Origin of the sequence: Arthrobacter sp. ISL-30 (assembly GCF_018613855.1) — a bacterium.
GTDB lineage: Bacteria > Actinomycetota > Actinomycetes > Actinomycetales > Micrococcaceae > Arthrobacter.
In genome coordinates this window covers 47,715-66,191 of record NZ_JAGGPK010000009.1, presented here as the reverse complement: position 1 = coordinate 66,191, position 18,477 = coordinate 47,715, and the positions used below count along the sequence as shown (strand labels likewise).

The 18,477-nt window shown below is 62.6% G+C and carries 22 protein-coding genes and 1 pseudogene; 14 read left to right on the top strand and 9 right to left on the bottom strand.

From position 1 onward, the window contains the following. Nucleotides 1–202 precede the first annotated feature (202 nt). The gene (locus J7E82_RS03150; protein ID WP_251041370.1) at nt 203–1,147 is read left to right on the top strand and encodes a hypothetical protein; all 945 of its coding nucleotides are present in this window, start codon (nt 203–205) and stop codon (nt 1,145–1,147) included. A gap of 42 nt (nt 1,148–1,189) precedes the next feature. Here the strand turns inward: J7E82_RS03150 and J7E82_RS03145 are convergent, their stop codons facing one another. Next, on the bottom strand, nt 1,190–1,333 hold the full coding sequence (locus J7E82_RS03145; protein WP_214860287.1) for a hypothetical protein: 144 nt from the start codon (nt 1,331–1,333) through the stop codon (nt 1,190–1,192). A 313-nt stretch (nt 1,334–1,646) separates the two neighbouring features. On the opposite strand from J7E82_RS03145, the gene J7E82_RS03140 reads away from it, so the two are divergent. After that, entirely contained in the window at nt 1,647–1,922 is a 276-nt protein-coding gene (locus J7E82_RS03140) for a helix-turn-helix domain-containing protein (RefSeq protein WP_251041369.1), read from the top strand. Nucleotides 1,923–1,929: 7 nt separating this feature from the next. Here J7E82_RS03140 and J7E82_RS03135 read toward each other — a convergent pair whose 3' ends face one another. Continuing rightward, the gene (locus tag J7E82_RS03135; RefSeq protein WP_214860285.1) at nt 1,930–2,403 is read right to left on the bottom strand and encodes a sensor histidine kinase; all 474 of its coding nucleotides are present in this window, start codon (nt 2,401–2,403) and stop codon (nt 1,930–1,932) included. A gap of 179 nt (nt 2,404–2,582) precedes the next feature. Between J7E82_RS03135 and J7E82_RS03130 the strand changes: the two genes are divergently transcribed. The 3 genes from J7E82_RS03130 to J7E82_RS03120 all read left to right on the top strand — a co-directional run bounded on the left by J7E82_RS03130 (nt 2,583) and on the right by J7E82_RS03120 (nt 4,364). Then, nucleotides 2,583–3,023: a helix-turn-helix transcriptional regulator gene (locus tag J7E82_RS03130; protein ID WP_214860283.1), complete on the top strand. Its 441-nt coding sequence runs from the start codon at nt 2,583–2,585 to the stop codon at nt 3,021–3,023. 10 nt (nt 3,024–3,033) lie between these two features. After that, nucleotides 3,034–3,438, top strand: coding sequence for a VOC family protein (locus J7E82_RS03125; protein WP_214860281.1), 405 nt, complete (start codon nt 3,034–3,036; stop codon nt 3,436–3,438). A 161-nt stretch (nt 3,439–3,599) separates the two neighbouring features. Next, complete coding sequence (locus J7E82_RS03120) at nt 3,600–4,364, top strand: GAF and ANTAR domain-containing protein (protein ID WP_214860279.1); 765 nt, start codon at nt 3,600–3,602, stop codon at nt 4,362–4,364. A gap of 41 nt (nt 4,365–4,405) precedes the next feature. Here the strand turns inward: J7E82_RS03120 and J7E82_RS03115 are convergent, their stop codons facing one another. Then, nucleotides 4,406–4,846 (bottom strand): DapH/DapD/GlmU-related protein, encoded by a 441-nt coding sequence (locus tag J7E82_RS03115; protein ID WP_214860278.1) that lies wholly within the window; start codon nt 4,844–4,846, stop codon nt 4,406–4,408. Between the two features lie 202 nt (nt 4,847–5,048). After that, entirely contained in the window at nt 5,049–5,633 is a 585-nt protein-coding gene (locus J7E82_RS03110) for an SRPBCC family protein (protein ID WP_214860277.1), read from the bottom strand. A 189-nt stretch (nt 5,634–5,822) separates the two neighbouring features. Here J7E82_RS03110 and J7E82_RS03105 point away from each other — a divergent pair, with 189 nt between their 5' ends. Then, entirely contained in the window at nt 5,823–6,800 is a 978-nt protein-coding gene (locus J7E82_RS03105) for a phosphotransferase (RefSeq protein WP_308113583.1), read from the top strand. On the opposite strand, the gene J7E82_RS03100 is transcribed toward J7E82_RS03105, so the two are convergent. Together J7E82_RS03100 and J7E82_RS03095 are read right to left on the bottom strand one after the other, a co-directional pair. Beyond that, nucleotides 6,772–7,758: an aldo/keto reductase gene (locus tag J7E82_RS03100; protein ID WP_214860275.1), complete on the bottom strand. Its 987-nt coding sequence runs from the start codon at nt 7,756–7,758 to the stop codon at nt 6,772–6,774. The genes J7E82_RS03105 and J7E82_RS03100 overlap by 29 nt on opposite strands. A gap of 15 nt (nt 7,759–7,773) precedes the next feature. Beyond that, nucleotides 7,774–8,814 carry a LacI family DNA-binding transcriptional regulator gene (locus tag J7E82_RS03095; RefSeq protein WP_251041367.1) on the bottom strand — a complete coding sequence of 347 codons (1,041 nt, stop codon included), beginning with the start codon at nt 8,812–8,814 and terminating at the stop codon, nt 7,774–7,776. A 248-nt stretch (nt 8,815–9,062) separates the two neighbouring features. Between J7E82_RS03095 and J7E82_RS03090 the strand changes: the two genes are divergently transcribed. The 8 genes from J7E82_RS03090 to J7E82_RS03055 all read left to right on the top strand — a co-directional run bounded on the left by J7E82_RS03090 (nt 9,063) and on the right by J7E82_RS03055 (nt 17,024). Further along, the gene (locus J7E82_RS03090; protein WP_214860272.1) at nt 9,063–10,382 is read left to right on the top strand and encodes an extracellular solute-binding protein; all 1,320 of its coding nucleotides are present in this window, start codon (nt 9,063–9,065) and stop codon (nt 10,380–10,382) included. After that, a complete protein-coding gene (locus J7E82_RS03085) occupies nt 10,383–11,300 on the top strand; it encodes a carbohydrate ABC transporter permease (protein ID WP_214860270.1) in 918 nt (305 codons plus the stop codon). Beyond that, nucleotides 11,300–12,199 (top strand): carbohydrate ABC transporter permease, encoded by a 900-nt coding sequence (locus J7E82_RS03080; protein WP_214860268.1) that lies wholly within the window; start codon nt 11,300–11,302, stop codon nt 12,197–12,199. Before J7E82_RS03085 ends, J7E82_RS03080 begins: the two co-directional genes overlap by 1 nt. A gap of 26 nt (nt 12,200–12,225) precedes the next feature. Then, entirely contained in the window at nt 12,226–13,446 is a 1,221-nt protein-coding gene (locus tag J7E82_RS03075) for a Gfo/Idh/MocA family protein (protein ID WP_214860264.1), read from the top strand. Between the two features lie 16 nt (nt 13,447–13,462). Next, nucleotides 13,463–14,164 (top strand): ThuA domain-containing protein, encoded by a 702-nt coding sequence (locus J7E82_RS03070; RefSeq protein ID WP_214860262.1) that lies wholly within the window; start codon nt 13,463–13,465, stop codon nt 14,162–14,164. Further along, nucleotides 14,149–15,279, top strand: coding sequence for a Gfo/Idh/MocA family protein (locus J7E82_RS03065; protein ID WP_214860255.1), 1,131 nt, complete (start codon nt 14,149–14,151; stop codon nt 15,277–15,279). The genes J7E82_RS03070 and J7E82_RS03065 overlap by 16 nt, the downstream gene beginning before the upstream one ends. A gap of 86 nt (nt 15,280–15,365) precedes the next feature. Further along, entirely contained in the window at nt 15,366–16,634 is a 1,269-nt protein-coding gene (locus J7E82_RS03060; RefSeq protein WP_214860506.1) for a D-arabinono-1,4-lactone oxidase, read from the top strand. A 141-nt stretch (nt 16,635–16,775) separates the two neighbouring features. After that, the gene (locus tag J7E82_RS03055; protein ID WP_214860253.1) at nt 16,776–17,024 is read left to right on the top strand and encodes a hypothetical protein; all 249 of its coding nucleotides are present in this window, start codon (nt 16,776–16,778) and stop codon (nt 17,022–17,024) included. 44 nt (nt 17,025–17,068) lie between these two features. Here the strand turns inward: J7E82_RS03055 and J7E82_RS03050 are convergent, their stop codons facing one another. The 3 genes and pseudogenes from J7E82_RS03050 to J7E82_RS03040 all read right to left on the bottom strand — a co-directional run. After that, nucleotides 17,069–17,545, bottom strand: a complete 477-nt coding sequence (locus J7E82_RS03050; RefSeq protein ID WP_214860251.1) for an SRPBCC family protein — start codon at nt 17,543–17,545, stop codon at nt 17,069–17,071. Then, nucleotides 17,532–17,882, bottom strand: coding sequence for a helix-turn-helix transcriptional regulator (locus J7E82_RS03045; protein ID WP_214860249.1), 351 nt, complete (start codon nt 17,880–17,882; stop codon nt 17,532–17,534). The genes J7E82_RS03050 and J7E82_RS03045 overlap by 14 nt, the downstream gene beginning before the upstream one ends. An 83-nt stretch (nt 17,883–17,965) precedes the next feature. Further along, nucleotides 17,966–18,463: pseudogene (locus tag J7E82_RS03040) on the bottom strand (aldehyde dehydrogenase family protein); the annotation flags it as partial. Nucleotides 18,464–18,477: the final 14 nt, after the last annotated feature.

Below are 18,477 nucleotides of genomic sequence, written 5' to 3'. Positions count from 1 at the left end.
CCGGGACGAACCACTTCACTGACAACACTCTGGAATATACCCCCAGGGGGTATAGAGGTCAAGGTTGTCCCAAGAGATCCTCCTGGCACCGCTTACCCCTAGTCCTCCTTGCTCCTGATGCCTAAACTGGCAGGACCATATGCGGAGCTCTCCCGCATATTGCGGACTGCTCACGCGTACCCAGCACACGCAAGGAAGCATCATGCGCCGCAAAACCCAGACTGCAGCAAAGCCGTTCCGCCGTGCGGCTTTAGGGTTCTTCGCCCTTATGGCACTACTAGCTCCCGCGTCCTTCGCGGCCGCGAATCCGCCGATTGAAGACTCTGTGATCGTCCTCGAGGGGGCAACATCCGCCGAAGGCATCGCCGCCGGCGAGGGAACGACTTTCTACGCCGGAGATCTCGCGCTGGGCGATATCTACCGTGGAGACGTCAGCAAAGGTACGGCGAGCCTCTTCTTCGATGTACCAGAGGGCCGGGCGGCCGTCGGCATGCACGCCGATCTCCGTCATGAGCTGTTGTTCGTAGCCGGAGGAGCCACCGGGCAGGGCTACGTCTATGAAACGGACGAACCCGAAACGGAAGCTGTGTATCAGCTGACAAACCTGGCGAATTCATTCATCAACGACGTCACCGTGACCACGGAAGGCGCGTGGTTCACCAACTCCGGACACCCTGAGCTCTACTTTGTGCCCGTTGGCAAGGACGGGGAGCCGGGCAGCGTCGAGACCCTCGCGTTGAGCGGTCCAGCCGCCCAAATAGCCGGTGCCTTCAACCTCAACGGCATCGCGGTTGCAGCCGACGGCGAGACTCTCATCGTGGCGCATTCCGGGCTCGGCGCACTCTTTACCGTGGATCCGCGAACCGGGGCCAGCGCGATGATCGAAGGTGTCAGCGTTCCGAACGTTGACGGCATCGTGGTCGAGGGCAACGAGGTGTGGGCCGTGCAGAACTTCATAAACCAAGTAAGCCGAATTCAACTCACGGACGGGCTGGGGTCCGGAGCGGTAGTGGACGTCATCACGAGTGATCATTTCGCAACGCCGACGACGGCCGCCCTGTTCGACAACACCCTCGCCGTGGTCAACGCAAAGTTCGCCACCCTCCCCCAAACGCAATTCGAGGTGGTCCTGGTCAGCGCACGGTAAGCACCTAACTAGCGCAGGCTCCAATCCCGGCGCCGGCTCCCTTTAGTCGTTGACGAGCTGGAGCGTTCCGGCAGCACTGAGCTTGCCGGCGAACTCGATGGCGGCATCACTGAGGTCGGCCTCGGCTACTTTGCGGGTGCCGTCGACGTCGCAGCTTTGCTGCAGGGGCGTCTTGTGCCCCCTCATCGATCCTTGCGGACACTGCCGCGAGGCGTAAGAACGCACTTTGAAGTGCCTGGGGCACTTCAAAGTGCCCTGGTTAAGGAGTCAAGGTCCGTTTCGGCATTTCCGGTCCGGGGATTATGCTGTGCCGGACCGGCCGCAACGCCTGGCAGGTTAATTGCATAAGGAATGTATTGGGGGGAAATGACTCTCACGGCTGAAGAAAAACGTCAGGAAGCACAACAGCTCTACAACGCAGCCTTGGATCTCTGCCCGGCCCGGCAGCTGACTTGAGGCAATCAGCAGCAAATGGGTCACATTGGTGATGCTCGCCCTCATGGATGGCACTCAACGACACAGCGATCTTCGCAGGAGGATTCCCGGAGCAAGCCAGAAGATGCTCACGTCCACTCTTCGCTCGCTTGAGCGTGACGGCCTGGTGTCCCGTCACGTCACTGTGTCCGTGCCTGTCCGAACGGATTACGAACTGACTCCCCGTGGCCGCTCTCTGCTCCTAGTCATCTTTGAGATGAAGGAATGGGCCGAGGACCACATGGACGACGTCGCCGCATCACGGCTGGAATTCGATCGCCATCGGCTCGCGGTGGGTTAGAAGCCAGCTAGTCCAGCGGAAGGGTCACAGTAACCTCGGTGCCATGGCCGGGGCTGGAATCGATCGCCACCGTGCCGCCTGCCTTGCGGGCGGCGACGGACATCAACTGCAGCCCGTGGCCCTGCTGCTCTGACGCTGGTGCGATGTGGCTGTCAAAGCCGTCGCCGTTGTCCTTAACCGTAAGACGGATCCCGTGATAAACAGCGGCGAGCCGGACAGTGATGTCTGAGGCGTGGGCATACTTGTACGAGTTACTGAGGGCTTCTTGTGCGGCCTGGTAGAGCAGGGCGGCGCACCGGGCAGGAATTTCGATGCCATGATGTGGAGTTTCCCAGTGGACGATGGTTCCCTCGCGACGCAGGGGGGCGGTCAGTCTGTCAATGCAGCCGGCGAGCCCCAAGGCGTAGAAATCAACGGGGTGCTTATCGGTGATGACGCCGTGGATGGGGGCGACTTCGTCCAGCGCTGGTGCTTCTTTCATGGCCTTTCCTGCTTCCTTAAAGCTGCAGTTGTTGCTGGTCTGTGGGGGTGGCTGGGGGTCCCGGCCCACGTTCGCTTGCAACAATCGTGATCCTGCCGTATCAAGGCTCCAGCCTGATTTTCCTCAAGTTCCGATCAGTTTTCCGTCAGGATTTTTTGGGCCGGTGGTACCCTCGTGCCATGACCCCGGAAGAGCTTGCGAACCTCGCCCATCTGCGCAGGGCCCGGGACCTGATCGACAGGGAATATGCCCGTCCGTTGAATGTTCCTGCCATGGCACGGCATGCCCTCATGTCACCGGCACATTTCTCGCGGCAGTTCCGGGCAGCCTATGGTGAGACGCCCTACAGCTACCTGATGACTCGCAGGATCGAGCGGGCGATGGCATTGCTCCGGGCGGGCATGAGTGTGACGGACGCCTGCATGGAAGTGGGCGCAACGTCGCTCGGCTCGTTCAGTACGCGGTTCACAGAACTCGTGGGGGAGACCCCCAGCGCGTATCGTTCCCGGGAGCATAGTGCCGTGGCGGCCATGCCCGCTTGTGTGGCCAAAGTCCGCACGCGGCCAACGCGCTACGTGATAAGCAGGATTGAAGAAGCCGTTTTAACCACAGCGGACTAGCGTATTTCCCATGACAATCTCACTCCAGTACTGCAACATCACCGTCAACGATCTCGAGGAGTCGCTCGCGTTCTACCGCGACGCCCTTGGACTCGAAGTCCACAATGATGTCGCCCAAGGCGGCTTCCGGTGGGTCACCCTTGGCAGCCCGGATCAGCCGGGCCTTGAGATCGTATTGTCAGAGCCGCACGCCGGCCGTTCCCAGGCCGACGGCGACTCCCTCCAGCAATTGCTCACTAAAGGTGTTCTGCCGATCATCGTGTTCCGCACGGATGACCTCGACGCGCTTTTTGAGAAAGTGCGGGCCTCCGGAGCGGAAGTGCTGCAGGAACCCATGGTTCAGCCTTGGGGGCCGAGGGACTGTGCTTTCCGCGACCCCTCCGGCAACATGGTGCGAATCAACCAGGAAGCCTAGGCGCCTGGCCTTCACACTCCGTGCAGTACTTTTGGCCCGCATTCCGATTGCAATACGGCGGCGATCCGTGCACTCTTCTGGCCGATGCCCTCAAGAGGGACGTAGGCTTTTCCCATAGGTTCTGCAGTGAGCCGGCACGTCACGAAATTTAGGCGTGGGGCATGGCCGAGAGTATGGCACCAAATCTTCGGCATGAGCTGACTTCCGCCATCCCGGCCTTCGGCTTGGATGGCACGGAAGTCGATGCCTTTTTCAAGGCTGCCATGGACGAGCTGATGCAGGACATCGTGGGCGAAAGCACGGGACTGAGCTGGGCGATTTCCGTGCTTTGGGGGGACAACGTCAGCACGTGGACGGCATCAGGCCATGAAACGGCTGAAGTCGATGGACTGCAGCATTCTTTCGAAGATGGTCCCGCCCTCGCAGCTATTCGCCAGCATGAATTCGTTCAGGTGGCCGACACAAGGCTGGAACGACGCTGGCCTGGTTACGCGAGCGCCATTGTGGGACACGGAGTGTCTTCGTTGCTCGCCGTTCCGCTGGATCCGGCGGGCCCTATCAACGCCGCCATTACCCTGTACGCGCCGCAGCCTCACGCCTTTACCAGCGACGACATCCTGAAGGCGCAGGACTACGCACGTCAGATCGTGCGGGCCCTTCGCCTCGCCATACAGCTGTCCCGCAAGAGGGAAGCCAAGACCGGGCTCGTCTTGGCCCGTCGATCCCGCGCCCTTCTGGGACTGGCCTTGCGCACGCTGATGCGCGAATACGGGCTCAGCCACGCCGATGCGCTTCAATACCTTCGGAACACCGCAAGGAGCAGTTCGCTGGGTCTTCAGCAGGCGGCCAGGGAGTTCGTTTCTGCCGGTTCCATGAGGGCCGTCCCGGGCAACAGGGAAAGCCCGTCAACCGGGAAAAGCGCATAAAAATGCCCCTGCCTGACTGGAGTATTAGGCGGCTTGGAGTATTAGGCGGCCAGCCGTGACCGCTCACCACGTGGCGAAGCCTTTTGCGCTGCCTTGGGGCCGACAGCCTCTACCAGTTCGCCATCGGGAACCACGGTGTCACCGCGCAAGCGGATGCCTTCCCCTACACGTGCGCCCGCTCCGATTCGTGAATGGCTGCCGATATGAGCCCGCCTGCCCACTATGGCATCCTGGCCCACATACACTCCGTTGCCGATAAAGGCGTGGTCGCCAATGCGCGCCTTGCGATCGATCCAGCCGCCAGCGCCAATCTTGCAGCCTGGGCCGACATGTGCGCCGGCCTCCACATACGTGGTTGAACCAATGAATGAAGTCTCGTCCACTTCGGCGCCCGGACCAATCAGGCCGCCACCGTTGGGATGCCGGAGGTACTTGGTGACCTTTCCGGCGTCGTCTTCAACAAATTCAATCTTCCTGCTCATACTTCCTGTCCGCATAGTCCTGTCCTCGCGGGGTCTCGATTGCTGGATGAAGACCCGCTATGAGGATTAACGCTTTGGAAGCGGTATACATTCCGATGAATGGAGAGATAAATGGAAAATGGCCGGGGATCCGGTGGTTGATCTTGCGGAGCCTGTTTCAACAAGGATCAACCACCGAAACTTATCCGATTTCCGGCCTTGCCTACATCGGTTCGTTCGGGCCGCCCGTAGGTCCGGTCGTGCCGCCCATAGGGCCGGTTGTGCCCGTCGTCCCTGTTGTGCCTGTTGTGCCGGTTGTGCCGCTTGTGCCGCCCAACGTCGATCCGGTTGCGCCAGTGTCAGTTACTGTGCCGCGCCATGCACCGGTCTCGGTTCCCCGGGACTCGATGAAGTGCTTGAACTTGCGCATGTCGGACTTCACTTGCATGTTGTCGATGTTCAGGGCCGCGCCCGCTTTTTCGGCGAACGTCTCCGGCGCCCATTCGAAATGGACTGCCACCTTGGTGTGGTTCATATCCAAAGGTGTGAACGTGACCACGCCTGCATGGGACTTGCCGTCGACGCTGCGCCAGGCAATTCGCTCATCGGGCCTCTGCTCGACGATCTCCGTGTCGAATTCGCGCTCCACTCCGCCGATATGGGTCTTCCAGTGGTTGGTGGTGTCGGTCAGTTGTCTGACTGAATCAACGCCGGACATGAACTCCGGAAACGTCTCGAACTGCGTCCATTGGTCATAGGCAGTGTGCACGGGTACGTCAACATCGATGGTTTCTTCGACGGTCTCCATTTGCTTCCTCCAATCAGTAAGCCGGGGGCACTCCCCATGGATTTGGATTTGGGCTGTGGGCCTTCTCTTGATTGGTGCCCCCACATGAAACACTAAGCCTGCTGATTATATGTGTCTAGGGGCCCCTGACTCTTTGGGAAGGAGTCTGCCGGAGCGTGCCAACCGTTTGTCTATCGATGTAGATGGATAATGGTCCGCATGCAACCTGAGTGGAGCCCGCGGATCACCTGGTGTGACTTGCCCGCGAATGTGAGGACCGGGATTGAGCAAATTCTTGGCGGACCGGTAACCGAGGCGATAGGTCAACCAGGCGGATTTTCGCCGGGCACAGCGGACCGCGTCCGCACGTCCACCGGCCGCGCAGCCTTCGTCAAGGCAGTGAGTCCTGCCCTTAACGGTCACGCTCCAGGCATACATCGGAAAGAAGCAGCGATCTCAGCTTCGTTGCCCCTTACAGTGCCGGCGCCGTCATTGCTGGGGGTTTTCGACGACGGGGCCTGGGTGGCTCTGGTCCTCAGCGACGTGGAGGGGCGGCACCCGCATATTCCGTGGCGGCTCGAGGAAATCACCTTGGTACTGGACGCCCTGCTCAACCTGTCACAGACCCCCATCCCTCCCGGCCTCAGGCACTTGCCCAGACTTGAAGACGAGCTGGTCGATGCCTTCCAAGGCTGGACACGCATCAGGGGGCATCTGCCACCGGAATGCGATCCATGGGTGCTCAGGAATCTCGGCGTCCTGGAACAACTTGCGGATTCCGGGCTGAAGGAGCTGTCCGGTGAGTCGCTGGTGCACACCGATGTCCGGGCCGACAACATCCTCATCACGCGCGACAATGGGGCCGTGCTGGTGGACTGGCCGTGGGCATCCATCGGTTCGGGATGGATCGATGGCCTGACGGTCCTGATCAACGTGCGCGTGTTCGACCCCCATTTCGATGTGGACTCGATCCTCCAGTCGCACGACGTCTTCGCTTCAGCCACTGCCCCAGGCGTCGATGCCGTACTGGCGGGACTCGCAGCATATTTCATCGACGCCGCCAGGCAGCCGCCTCCGCCGGGCCTGCCCACTCTCCGGGAGTTCCAACAGCGACAAGGCGAGGCGGTGATTCACTGGCTCCGCCGAAGGCCCTCTTTCCCTACCAGCGCGGGTGGATCGCCTCTCTGAAATACCGGTCGTAGAGCGCCGAAACGCCCTCGTTGAAGCGGTCGTCGATGTGGGGCACTACATCAGCCGCGGCAGCATTGGACTTCGCCTGCTCCACATTCCGGGCGCCGGGGATCACTGTACCCACACCGTCCTGTGCCGCAATCCAGGCGATAGCCGCCTGGGACGGCGTCACGGCGTCGGGAATCAGTTGTTCGAAGTCCTGGACCGCCTTCAGCCCCTCTTCGAAGTCCACTCCGGAGAAGGTTTCGCCGACGTCGAATGACTCACCGGAGCGGTTGTAGTTGCGATGGTCGTTCTCCGCGAACCGGGTATGGGTTGAGTACTTTCCGGACAGGAGGCCCGAGGCGAGCGGCACCCTGGCGATGATGCCTACCCCCGCCTCCTTCGCCGACGGCAATACTTCATCCAGCGGCTTGAGCCGGAAGGCGTTCAGGATGATCTGCACCGACGCCGTTCCTTGGTGCTTCATGGCTTCCAGTGCTTCATCCGTACGCTCCACGCTCACGCCATAGTTCTTGATAGCACCCTCACTCACCAGCGTGTCCAGTGCGTCATAGACCTCTGCCCTGCTGTACACCTCCGACGGAGGGCAATGAAGCTGCACGAGATCCAGGCAGTCGATGCGCAGGTTCCGTCGCGACCGGTCTACCCACTGGCGGAAGTTGGCCAGGTTGTAGTGTTCCGGCCGCTGTTCCAGCCTGCGGCCCATTTTGGTGGCCACGGTGACGTCCACCCCGGGGTTGTCCGCGAGGAAGGAGCCGATGACCTGCTCACTGCGGCCGTCGCCATAGACGTCTGCTGTATCGAAGAAGTTCACTCCGGCCTCTACGGAAGCAGCCAGGATAGCCGTTGCTTCCGCAAGGTCCACGTTGCCCCAGTCCGCGCCAAGCTGCCACGTTCCCAGCCCGACCACAGACACACTCCGCCCGGTCTTGCCAAGTATTCGCTGTTCCATACTTCTCCTAAACCGTTAGTTTGCTTTGGGAATCGTAGTTGATTCCCTGACTACGAGTTGCGTTGCGAGTTCCACGCGTTGGGAATCCAATTGCTCTCCGCGTACCTGGCGCAGCAGCGTCCGCAGGGCGGCACGTCCCATCTCCTGAAGCGGCTGTGCCACGGAGGTCAGGGGCGGGATGGCTTCCGCAGCCTGGTACGTACCGTCGAACCCCACGAGGCTGAGGTCATCCGGAATTCGAAGCCCGTTCCTGCGGGCCTCCGCCATGACGCCCAGGGCAATGCTGTCATTCCCGGCGAAGATCGCGGTGGGCGGCTCCTTCAGGGCCAGGAGCTCCTTCAACCCGGAGACGCCATCCTCGGTGCGGAAATGACCCATGCGGACGTAGCCCGGCTCCACCTCCAGTCCGCGTGCCATGAGCGCCGCCATGTAGCCATGGAGTCGCGCCTGGTTGCATTCGGCCGTCTCGGGTCCGCCCAGGAAGGCGATCCGCCGATGACCCAGCTCTATGAGATGTTCGGCGGCGGCTTTTCCCCCCGCCCAGTTGGTTGCCCCAACGCTCACGACGTCGGCCGGCGGCGGGTTGAAGGGGTCGATTACGACGACGGGAATCCGGCGACGGCGGAAGGCGCTCAGTTGGGCCCCGCCGAATGCGGAGGTCACGACGATCATGCCCCCGCGGCCCTCGTCTACCATCCGCTGTGCGCGCTGTTCGGGGGTCGACTGGTTCAATGGCATCACCGCAGTGATGCTGACCATCACCTCCACGCCCAAGTCGCCAGCCGCGTGGAGTATGCCATTGAGGATTTCCACAGAGTAGGTCGAGTCAAGCGCGTCAAAGACAACCTCGACGACGGTAGTTCCGTCCGCCGTCGTCCTCCGTTGGAGCGGCGAGCGGTAGCCCGCGTCCTCCAGTACCGCGAGGACCCGTGCCCGGGTGTCGGCGGAAACGTCGGCCCGACCATTGATCACTTTGGACACAGTGGGCGGGGAGACGCCTGCCCGTTCTGCCACTACGGCGAGCGTGGGCTTGGCAGGCAGCGATGAGCTGGACAAAGTTTCCCCTGATCTTTCGAAAGTTTTCGTTACGGCTATCGTGCCTTTGTTGCAGACTCTGGTCAAGAGCCACATAGTAAACGTCCTGAACTTTTTACCTCAAACCCCTTGACCGTGATGTAGCTCACCGATACGTTTGCTACAGGCATCGAAACTTCTTCGAAATGTTTCGAAGACTGGGAACGCGATCGCGATCCCATCCCAGCAGCCGGACCCAATGGTGATCCCAGTGGACGAACGGAAGTTACATGAAGATAGGAAAATTGCGGGCGGCTGCGTTTGCAGTCACGGCGGCTGCCCTCAGCGTCAGCCTTTCGGCTTGTGGATCGGCCGGTCCCGCTGGTTCGGCAACCACCGGAGATTCCCCTACTATGTGGGGCCTTACCGGAGGCGGACAGCAGGTCCTGCAGCAAACAGTCGACAGCTGGAACAAGGCCCACCCGGACGAGGCGATCAAACTGGATTTCTTCGCTAACGACGCCTACAAGACCAAGGTCCGCACCGCCGTCGGTGCCGGGCAGGGTCCCACCTTCATTTACGGCTGGGGTGGAGGTGTCCTGAAGTCCTATGTGGACGCGGGACAGGTCGAGGACCTGTCCGGCTTCCTGAAGGAAAACCCCGAGGTTAAGGATCGCTACCTGCCGTCGGTGCTGAAGAGCGGCGAACTTGACGGCAAGACTTACGCGCTTCCTAACAACAACGTCCAGCCCGTAGTGCTCTATTACAACAAAGACGTCTTCGACAAGGTCGGAGCCCGGCCGCCCAAGACGTGGGACGAACTCATGGCCCTGGTGCCTAAATTCAAGGCAGCGGGAATCGCTCCCTTCTCACTGGGCGGGCAGTCCAAATGGCCGGACCTGATGTGGCTTGAGTACCTGGTGGAACGTATTGGCGGCCCGGACGTTTTCGCCAACATCGCGGCGAACAAGCCCAACGCCTGGTCCGATCCCGCCGTGGCGGAAGCCTTGGCCAGGATCCAGGAGCTCGTGGACGCCGGTGGCTTTATCAACGGATTCTCGTCAATCGCCGCCGACAGCAACGCCGACCAGGCACTGCTCTACACGGGCAAGGCCGCGATGGTCCTCCAAGGTGGCTGGATCTATCAGGGAATGAAGAAGGACGCCCCCGACTTCGTCAAGAACGGCAAGCTTGGCTACACCAACTTCCCGACGGTCGAGGGTGGCAAGGGTGACCCCGCCAACGTCGTGGGCAACCCCTCGAACTTCTGGTCAATTTCCTCCAAGGCCACTGAGGGGCAGAAGAAGGCGGCCCTGGACTACGTCAAGTCCGGTATGTTCACTGAGGAAAACACCCAGGCCCTGATTGACTCAGGTGCCGTGCCCGTGGTCAACGGCATCGAGTCCAAGCTGGCCGCCTCCCCGGACAAGGACTTCCTCAGCTTCGTCTACGGCATGGCCAAGGATGCCCCCAGCTTCACCCTCTCCTGGGACCAGGCACTGAGCCCTGCGCAGGGAGACGCCATGCTGGCCAACCTGGACCAGATCTTCCTGAAGAAGATGACGCCTGAGCAATTCATCAGCACCATGAACGCCACGATCGGCAAGTAAGTGGCTCTGACAACAAGCACTTCCCGACGTGTCCGCAGCAGGCAGCTTGTTGGAAGCGGCCCGTCCGCCTGGCTTGCCGCTCCGGCCCTGGCCTTCTTCCTGCTCTTCGCCGTCATCCCGCTGATCGGCGTTGTGGTCCTCAGCTTTACCTCCTGGGACGGCTTGGGCGAGATCAGGTTCGACGCCGTTTCCAGCTGGGCCAGGGTCTTGACTGACCCGGTAACCGGCAACGCCCTGGTGGTGACGGCGAAGATCATGTTCTTCTCGTTCATTGTGCAGGCCCCGATAAGCCTGCTGCTGGGCGTCTTCACTGCGGCCGGCCAGAAGTACCGCGCGGCGCTGGCTGTGCTGTACTTCGTCCCGCTCCTGCTCTCTTCGGCCGCCGTCGCTATTGCCTTCAAGGCCCTTTTGGACCCGAACTTCGGCTTGGGCCCGGGGCTGGGACTGCCGGCACTTGCGCAGGACTGGCTGGGCAATTCGGACCTGGTGCTGTTCGTCGTGGTGTTCGTGATCGCCTGGCAGTTCGTGCCGTTCCACACGCTCATTTACCAGGGCGGCGTGCGCCAGATTCCGGCGTCGTTCTATGAAGCGGCGCAGATCGACGGCGCTGGCCGGATCCAGCAGTTCGTCAACATCACCCTGCCGCAGCTGAAGTACACCGTCATCACGTCGTCCACGCTCATGGTGGTGGGTTCCCTGGCGTACTTCGACCTGATCTTCGTGCTCACCGCGGGCGGCCCGGGCTATGCCACCCGACTGCTCCCGCTGCACATGTACCTCACCGGTTTCAAGGCCAACGACATGGGTGCCGCCAGCGCCCTGGGCGTGATCCTCGTGGTGATCGGCCTCGGTCTGGCGCTGCTCCTGCAGCGGTTGGGCGGCAAGAACCGGAATGCCAGCCAATTGGAAGGTGCCTGATGGCCTCCACAACACAGCTCCCGGTACCGGCCCCGGCCCAGGCGCGTGAGCCGCAGCCCCGTTTGCGCTCCAGGAGCAGCGGACGACGGCGGCCCAACCTCCTGGGAGGCCTGGGCGGCTGGCTCTGGCTGGCCATCATCATCCTGCCCGTTTACTACGTGGTGATCACCAGCCTGAAGAACCAGGCGGGCTTCTTCACCAGCAATCCCATGCTGCCGCCCACCGAGCCCACGCTGGATAACTACCAGCTGGTGCTGCAGAACGACTTCGCCAGGTACTTCATCAACAGCCTGGTTGTGACGGTGGGAAGTGTGGTGCCCGGACTCCTGGTGTCCTTCATGGCCGCCTATGCGATCGTCCGCGGCAAGGGCCGTTTCCTCAGCTGGACGAACAATCTCTTCCTGCTGGGGCTGGCGATCCCGCTGCACGCCACCATCATCCCGATCTACTGGATGATCACCCGGGCACATATGTACGACACACTTCTGGCGCTGATCCTGCCGTCGATCGCGTTCTCGATCCCGATCTCGGTGCTGATCCTCTCCAACTTCCTGCGTGACGTTCCCAACGAACTCTTCGAATCCATGCGCCTGGACGGGTGCTCCGACTGGGCCATGATGTGGCGCCTGGCGCTGCCGATGACCAAGCCCGCGGTGGTCACAGTAGGCATCTACAACGAGCTGCACGTCTGGAACGGCTTCCTGTTCCCGCTGATCCTGACGCAGAGCCCGGCCACGCGGGTCCTGCCGCTCTCGCTGTGGACCTTCCAGGGCGAGTTCAGCGTCAACATCCCGGCAGTGCTGGCCTCCGTTGTCCTGGCCACCTTGCCGCTCCTGGTGATCTACGTCGTCGCACGCCGCCAGCTGCTCAGCGGCCTCACCGCCGGCTTCAGCAAATAGAGCTCCAACCAACCGAAAGGACCCCGATGACTGAACCCAACGCGCTCCGATCAAGGCCACTCCGCGTGGGCATGGTGGGCTACGCCTTCATGGGCGCCGCCCACTCCCACGCGTGGCGGACCGCGCCGCGCTTCTTCGACCTTCCGCTGCAGCCGCAGCTTGCCGCCGTCGCCGGCCGGAACCCCGAAGGCGTGGCGGCGGCAGCGGACAAGCTGGGCTGGCAATCCGCCGAGACCGACTGGCGCCGGCTGATCGAGCGTGATGACGTCGACCTGATCGATATCTGCACTCCCGGAAACACCCACGCCGAGATCGCCGTCGCCGCCCTCGAAGCCGGAAAGCACGTGCTGTGCGAGAAACCGCTGGCGAATTCCGTGGAAGAAGCCGAGCGGATGACCGCGGCCGCGGATGCCGCGGCAGCCCGGGGCGTCTTCTCCCTGTGCGGCTTCAGTTACCGGCGCACCCCTGCGCTGGCCCTGGCTAAGCGGATGGTCGACGACGGACGGCTCGGGGAGATCCGCCACGTCCGGGCCCAGTATCTGCAGGACTGGTTGAGCGACGCGAACGCACCGCTCACCTGGCGGCTGGAGAAGGAGAAGTCCGGCTCAGGTTCCCTTGGCGACATTGGCGCGCACAGTATCGACGCAGCGCAATGGATCTTGGGACGGAACATCACCGGAGTCTCGGCACTCCTTGAGACGTTCGTCAAGGAACGCCCCGTAGGCGGGGACTTCGTGGGTCTCGGCGGACACGGTGCAACCGGCGAGGACGTCCAAAAGGGTCCCGTCACCGTGGACGACGCCGCGATCTTCAGCGCCCGCTTCGAGGGAAGCACGTCGGACGGCGGTGCCTCCGGCCCGATCGGCGTCTTGGAAGCCACGCGCTTCGCGCTGGGCCGCAAGAACGCGATGCGACTCGAGCTCAACGGCACCAAGGGCTCACTGGCTTTCGACTTCGAGGACATGAACTCGCTGTCCCTTTATGAGGCTTCGGACGAGCCCGACGCCGGATTCCGCCGCATCTTCGTCACCGAACCGGAGCACCCCTACACGGGGAACTGGTGGCCCACGGGCCACGGCCTGGGCTATGAGCACCTCTTTACGCACCAGGTAGTGGATCTCGTCAACGCCATCGCCGAGGGGAGGCCGCCGTCGCCGTCCTTCGCGGATGCGCTCCAGGTCCAAAAGGTCCTGGCCGCAGTGGAGGCCAGCGACGCAGACGACAGCCGCTGGCAAAAAGTTTCATAGAGGGGGAAGGAACCCAATGGCAAGCGAAAACAAGACAGCCCTGGTGGTGCGTGGCGGCTGGGACGGACACCAGCCCGTTGAAGCCACCGATCTGTTCATTCCTTATCTGAAGGGCAACGGCTACGACGTCCGGGTGGAGGAATCACCCAAGATCTACGCCGATGTGGACTACATGGCCGGCGTCGACCTGATCGTGCAATGCATGACCATGTCCACCATCGAGGGGGACGAGTTCGAGGGGCTCCGCACCGCCGTCGAGAACGGCACCGGCCTTGCCGGCTGGCACGGCGGCATTGCGGACTCCTACCGCAACACCTCGGACTACCTGCACCTTATTGGCGGCCAGTTCGCTTGCCATCCCGGCAAGCACCCGGACGAGCGCACGGGCGAGCAGTCGGACAACTATGTGCCCTACACCGTGAACACGCTCCCTGCCGCGGCCGAACACCCGATCACGGCGGGAATCAGCGACTTCGACCTGGTCACGGAGCAGTACTGGGTCCTCGCCGACGACTACATCGACGTCCTGGCCACCACCAGGCAGAAGGTCCGTGAATGGGATCCGTGGCACCGCGAAGTGACGTCACCGGCAATCTGGACGCGGCAATGGGGCAAAGGAAAGATCTTCGTCTGCACGCCGGGACATCGGGTGGAAATCCTGCAGGACGCGAATGTCCGCACAATCATTGAAAGGGGCCTGCTGTGGGCAAGCCGTTAGACGCAGCCAAGCCAATAAGAGTAGGAATCGTTGGCTGCGGCGCCATTATCGCCCAGTACCTGGCGAACTTCCGGCGCCTGGAGGAAATCAATCTCGTAGCCGTCGCTGACCTCGATCCCGCACGGGCACAGGCCGTCGCAGACGCCTACGACGGCGCGCGGGCGCTCGCCGTCGACGACCTCCTGGCCGCGAACGACGTCGACCTCGTCCTGAACCTGACCATTCCCGCGGCGCACGCCGAGATCGCCCTCAAGGCCATCGCCGCCGGCAAGGCCGTTTATGGGGAGAAGCCGTTCGCGGCAACCACCGCTGAAGCACGACAGGTTCTCGACGCGGCGCGGGAGGCCGGCGTCGTAGTGGGCTGTGCCCCGGACACCGTGCTGGGTACGGGCATCCAGACGGCCCGGAAGGCGATCGACGACGGCCTGATCGGCGTGCCCGTCTCGGCCACGGCCACTATGGTGACGCCCGGGCACGAGCGCTGGCACCCCAACCCGGACTTCTATTACCAGCCCGGCGGCGGTCCCCTGCTGGACATGGGACCGTACTACGTTTCGGCGCTGGTGACGCTGCTGGGTCCAGTCGTCTCCGTGGTGGGGGCGGCAAGCCACACTCGCCCGGAGCGGACTATCGGCTCGGGGCCGCGCGCGGGGGAGTCGGTCCCGGTCGCCATCGACACACACGTCACGGGGGTGCTGGTGCACGCTTCCGGGGCGCTGTCGACGCTGGTGATGAGTTTCGACGCCGTGAGGACAAAGAGCGCCAACATCGAGATCCACGGTGAGCTGGGGTCCCTGGCAGTTCCGGACCCGAACCATTTCGACGGCGACGTGGAGCTGTTCAGGCTTGACGGCGACGCCTGGGAAACGCTTCCGGTCTCCGCAGGGTACATCGAGTCAGGCCGGGGATTCGGCATCGCGGACCTTGCCCGAACCCCCGAGGGGAGTGAACCCCGTGCCGGCGGAGCGCTTGCCTTCCACGTGCTGGACGTCATGGAATCAGTGCTGGAGTCCGCCGCGAGCGGGACCGCCGTCGCTATTACCAGCAGCGCGGAGCGGCCCGGCCCAGTAGAACTGACGGCTATTTCGGCACAGGAAGTGGGAGCCACGGCATGAAGGACAGGATCATGGAGAATCGAGCCATGACTAATGACACGGCCACGAGCCAGGCGACGAAGATTCAGGCGATGAAGAGCCAGGCGATGAAGAACTGGGCAGGCAACCTGGATTATGCGGCGTCCTCGGTCCACAGCCCTTCAACGGTAGAGGAACTCGCAGAAATCGTGGCCTCTTCCGACGAGGTGAAGGCTCTGGGTTCACGGCATTGCTTCAACCGCATCGCCGACACCCAAGGTACGCACATCGTTGTTTCGGGTCTCGACGGCAAACCCGAGCTCGACGTCGACCGCGGAATCGTGCGGGTTCCCGGCGGAAACAGCTACGGCGAGCTCGCGGTCTACCTGCAGTCGAACGGGTATGCGCTACACAACATGGCGTCCCTTCCGCACATCTCCGTGGCCGGTGCCGTGCAGACCGGAACGCACGGGTCCGGCGTCGGGAATCCGGCGCTGTCCTCGGCAGTGAAGGCGATCGAGCTGGTGCGCGCCTCCGGAGAAATCGAGCGGCTCGAAGCGGGGGACGGCGCCGGCGGGGACGAATTCCTCGGCTCCGTGGTGGGGCTCGGTGCCCTGGGCATCGTCACCAGCCTGGACCTCGCCGTCCAGCCGACCTTCGACATCCGGCAACAGGTCTTCGAAGGACTGCCCTGGGATACCCTCCTGGAAAACTTCGACGCCGCCGCCTCCAGCGCCTATAGCGTCAGTTTCTTCACGGACTACTACGGGGACACGATCGGACAGGTCTGGCGAAAGGCCCTGGCTTCCGAAGGCCGGTACCTTCCGAAGCCAGTGGCCGAGGAGTTTTTCGGCGCGCCTGCTGCCACCCGGCCCCGGCACCCACTGCCGGAAATGTCGGGGGAGAACTGCACTGAGCAGCTGGATGTTCCTGGACCTTGGCTGGACCGGCTTCCGCACTTCCGCCACGAGTTCACGCCGAGCAACGGCGACGAGCTGCAGAGCGAATACCTGCTTCCTAGGGAGCATGCGGCGGCCGCCCTGGCTGAGATGCGGAGCATGGCGGACAAGCTGGTGCCGCTTCTGTACGTCTCCGAAATCCGTACAGTGGCCGCCGACGACTTCTGGCTGAGCCCCAGCTACCGGCAGGACAGCGTAGCGATCCACCTGACGTGGAAACCGCGCCAGCCGGAGGTGGAAGCGGTGCTGCCCGAAATCGAGGAGCGCCTGGCTCCGTTCGGGGCCCGGCCGCACTGGGGCAAGCTGTTCGACGCCGATGCAGGCTCCCTGGAGCAGCTGTACCCGAGCTTCGCGGACTTCCGCTCCCTCGTGGAAAAGCACGATCCGCAAGGTAAGTTCCGGAACGCCTACCTGGAGCGGGTGATCTTCGGCGGCTGAGCTTCGGGGGAGGGAAGCCAGCTATGGCGAAAAACCATCAGCCGGTCCTAGAATCACCTTTGGACGCGGCCGGACGAGGCACCCCCGGATACGTCGTATTGGGGCCCTGACAAAGTCAGTGGTGCCATGAAGGACGCGACGATGGTAAACATTCCGGGGCTCATCAATTCACTGCTTCCCCAGGACCTCGACCGGCTACAGCAGCAGGGTCCGGACCAAGTGCTGGATCTGGCCATGGTGGAGGCCATAGATCGGGCGGCCGGAGGTCCCGGGGAGGGCCGTGGCTACTACGTGGTGAAGGGGAGCCTCGAGCCCCGGGAGCTTCGCAACTACTACCTTCGTGAAGACGTAGCCGCGGCCCTGTTCACCCCAGGACCGGATACCGACTAGGGCGGGCGGGTGCGGACAGTCACAGCCTGGTCAGCCAGCCCTGATCAGCCAGCCTGTTCGGCCAATCGGGCGAGCTGTTCTATGACGGTGCCCCAGCCGTCATAGAAGCCCATCTCCTCATGAAGCTTCCGGTCTGCCACGTTCCGGTGCATTACCTGCGCGGAATACTCCGTGCCTTGCGGGTGGTCCTTGAAAGTGATGACGGCGGTTATGAAGGGATTTTCCGCCGGCCGCCAGCCGCCCACCAAGGCAGTGGTGTAGGCAATGCGTTCCTGTTCATCGCAAGCAAGGATGCAGCCGTTGATGTGGGGAACGAAATCGCCTCCATCCTCGCTGAGGATGGTCACAAAGGAGCCTCCGGGGCGAAGCTCCATGTCTACGACTTTGCAGCGCGCCGGCGCCGGGACAAACCACTGCTCGAACTTGGCGGGATCGGTCCAGGCGCTCCACACCTCGCTTCTGGGGGCTTTGATGATGCGCGAGATCGTAAGGTCAAGATCGGACTGCTCATGCTGGTTCATTGGAATTCTCCTTTTCCTGATGGGCCGTGACGAACTGCTCTAGCCTGTCCGTGCGTTCTTCCCAGACGGCACGTTGTTGCTCAAGCCAGGCTTCCATCGCCGTGAACGCCTGCTTCTCCCGCACACATGTGCGGACGCGGCCAGTTTTGCGCGTCCGAATCCAGCCTGTGTTTTCCAGCAGGTGGATGTGCTTCATAAAGGAGGGCAGCGCCATGTCGAAAGGTTCAGCCAGTTCGCTGATGCTTGCCGGCCCGTGTCCCAGCCTCTCTAGGACGGCCCGGCGGGTGGGGTCTGCGAGGGCGTGGAAGACGCCGTCGAGTGGTGGATACTGAGCCATAAGGCAAAGTATCACTCCCAGTTACTTAGCGCAATGGCTAAGTAATGTCCGGCTGCCTGGACGAGTGAACCTGGCTGGCGAAGCTAGCCGTTGACGATCAGCGGGACGCCAAGGTGTTTGATGCCTTCGACGCCGAACCCGAGGCCGTAGCCGGATTGCTTGTTGCCGCCGAAGGGGATGCGGGGATCGACCGCGCCGTGTTTGTTGATCCAGACGGTGCCGGCCTGGAGACGGGCGGCGACTTCGCGCGCGGCGCTGAGGTCGGGGGACCAGACTGAAGCGCCGAGTCCGACGTCGAGACCGTTGGCCATGCTGATGGCGTCGTCGATGGTGCTGTAACGGATGATGGGCAGGGCCGGGCCGAACTGCTCTTCCGTGACGAGCGGATTGTCGTTGTCGATGTCCGCAATGAGGGTGGTGGGGTAGAAGTTGCCGGGCTGTTGTGATTCGGGGTTGCCGCCGAGCAGGACGCGAGCGCCGGAGTCCTTCGCGGCGTCGACCAAGCCGGCGTCGTACATGTCGTCGTGCACGTCGAGGCGTTTGAGGGCGGCGCAGGTCTGGCCGGTGTTGATGAACGCGCCCCCACTTCGAGTAG

What these genes read in the sequence shown, in the direction of transcription:
- J7E82_RS03080 (WP_214860268.1), top strand. Translation starts at nt 11,300, where the DNA reads ATGGCCTCCACAACACAGCTCCCGGTACCGGCCCCGGCCCAGGCGCGT.
- J7E82_RS03110 (WP_214860277.1), bottom strand. Translation starts at nt 5,633, where the DNA reads ATGGAGACCGTCGAAGAAACCATCGATGTTGACGTACCCGTGCACACT.
- J7E82_RS03050 (WP_214860251.1), bottom strand. Translation starts at nt 17,545, where the DNA reads ATGAACCAGCATGAGCAGTCCGATCTTGACCTTACGATCTCGCGCATC.
- J7E82_RS03125 (WP_214860281.1), top strand. Translation starts at nt 3,034, where the DNA reads ATGACAATCTCACTCCAGTACTGCAACATCACCGTCAACGATCTCGAG.
- J7E82_RS03045 (WP_214860249.1), bottom strand. Translation starts at nt 17,882, where the DNA reads ATGGCTCAGTATCCACCACTCGACGGCGTCTTCCACGCCCTCGCAGAC.
- J7E82_RS03055 (WP_214860253.1), top strand. Translation starts at nt 16,776, where the DNA reads ATGGTAAACATTCCGGGGCTCATCAATTCACTGCTTCCCCAGGACCTC.
- J7E82_RS03120 (WP_214860279.1), top strand. Translation starts at nt 3,600, where the DNA reads ATGGCCGAGAGTATGGCACCAAATCTTCGGCATGAGCTGACTTCCGCC.
- J7E82_RS03130 (WP_214860283.1), top strand. Translation starts at nt 2,583, where the DNA reads ATGACCCCGGAAGAGCTTGCGAACCTCGCCCATCTGCGCAGGGCCCGG.
- J7E82_RS03135 (WP_214860285.1), bottom strand. Translation starts at nt 2,403, where the DNA reads ATGAAAGAAGCACCAGCGCTGGACGAAGTCGCCCCCATCCACGGCGTC.
- J7E82_RS03100 (WP_214860275.1), bottom strand. Translation starts at nt 7,758, where the DNA reads ATGGAACAGCGAATACTTGGCAAGACCGGGCGGAGTGTGTCTGTGGTC.
- J7E82_RS03090 (WP_214860272.1), top strand. Translation starts at nt 9,063, where the DNA reads ATGAAGATAGGAAAATTGCGGGCGGCTGCGTTTGCAGTCACGGCGGCT.
- J7E82_RS03105 (WP_308113583.1), top strand. Translation starts at nt 5,823, where the DNA reads ATGGTCCGCATGCAACCTGAGTGGAGCCCGCGGATCACCTGGTGTGAC.
- J7E82_RS03060 (WP_214860506.1), top strand. Translation starts at nt 15,366, where the DNA reads ATGAAGAACTGGGCAGGCAACCTGGATTATGCGGCGTCCTCGGTCCAC.
- J7E82_RS03115 (WP_214860278.1), bottom strand. Translation starts at nt 4,846, where the DNA reads ATGAGCAGGAAGATTGAATTTGTTGAAGACGACGCCGGAAAGGTCACC.
- J7E82_RS03070 (WP_214860262.1), top strand. Translation starts at nt 13,463, where the DNA reads ATGGCAAGCGAAAACAAGACAGCCCTGGTGGTGCGTGGCGGCTGGGAC.
- J7E82_RS03140 (WP_251041369.1), top strand. Translation starts at nt 1,647, where the DNA reads ATGGATGGCACTCAACGACACAGCGATCTTCGCAGGAGGATTCCCGGA.
- J7E82_RS03150 (WP_251041370.1), top strand. Translation starts at nt 203, where the DNA reads ATGCGCCGCAAAACCCAGACTGCAGCAAAGCCGTTCCGCCGTGCGGCT.
- J7E82_RS03075 (WP_214860264.1), top strand. Translation starts at nt 12,226, where the DNA reads ATGACTGAACCCAACGCGCTCCGATCAAGGCCACTCCGCGTGGGCATG.
- J7E82_RS03145 (WP_214860287.1), bottom strand. Translation starts at nt 1,333, where the DNA reads ATGAGGGGGCACAAGACGCCCCTGCAGCAAAGCTGCGACGTCGACGGC.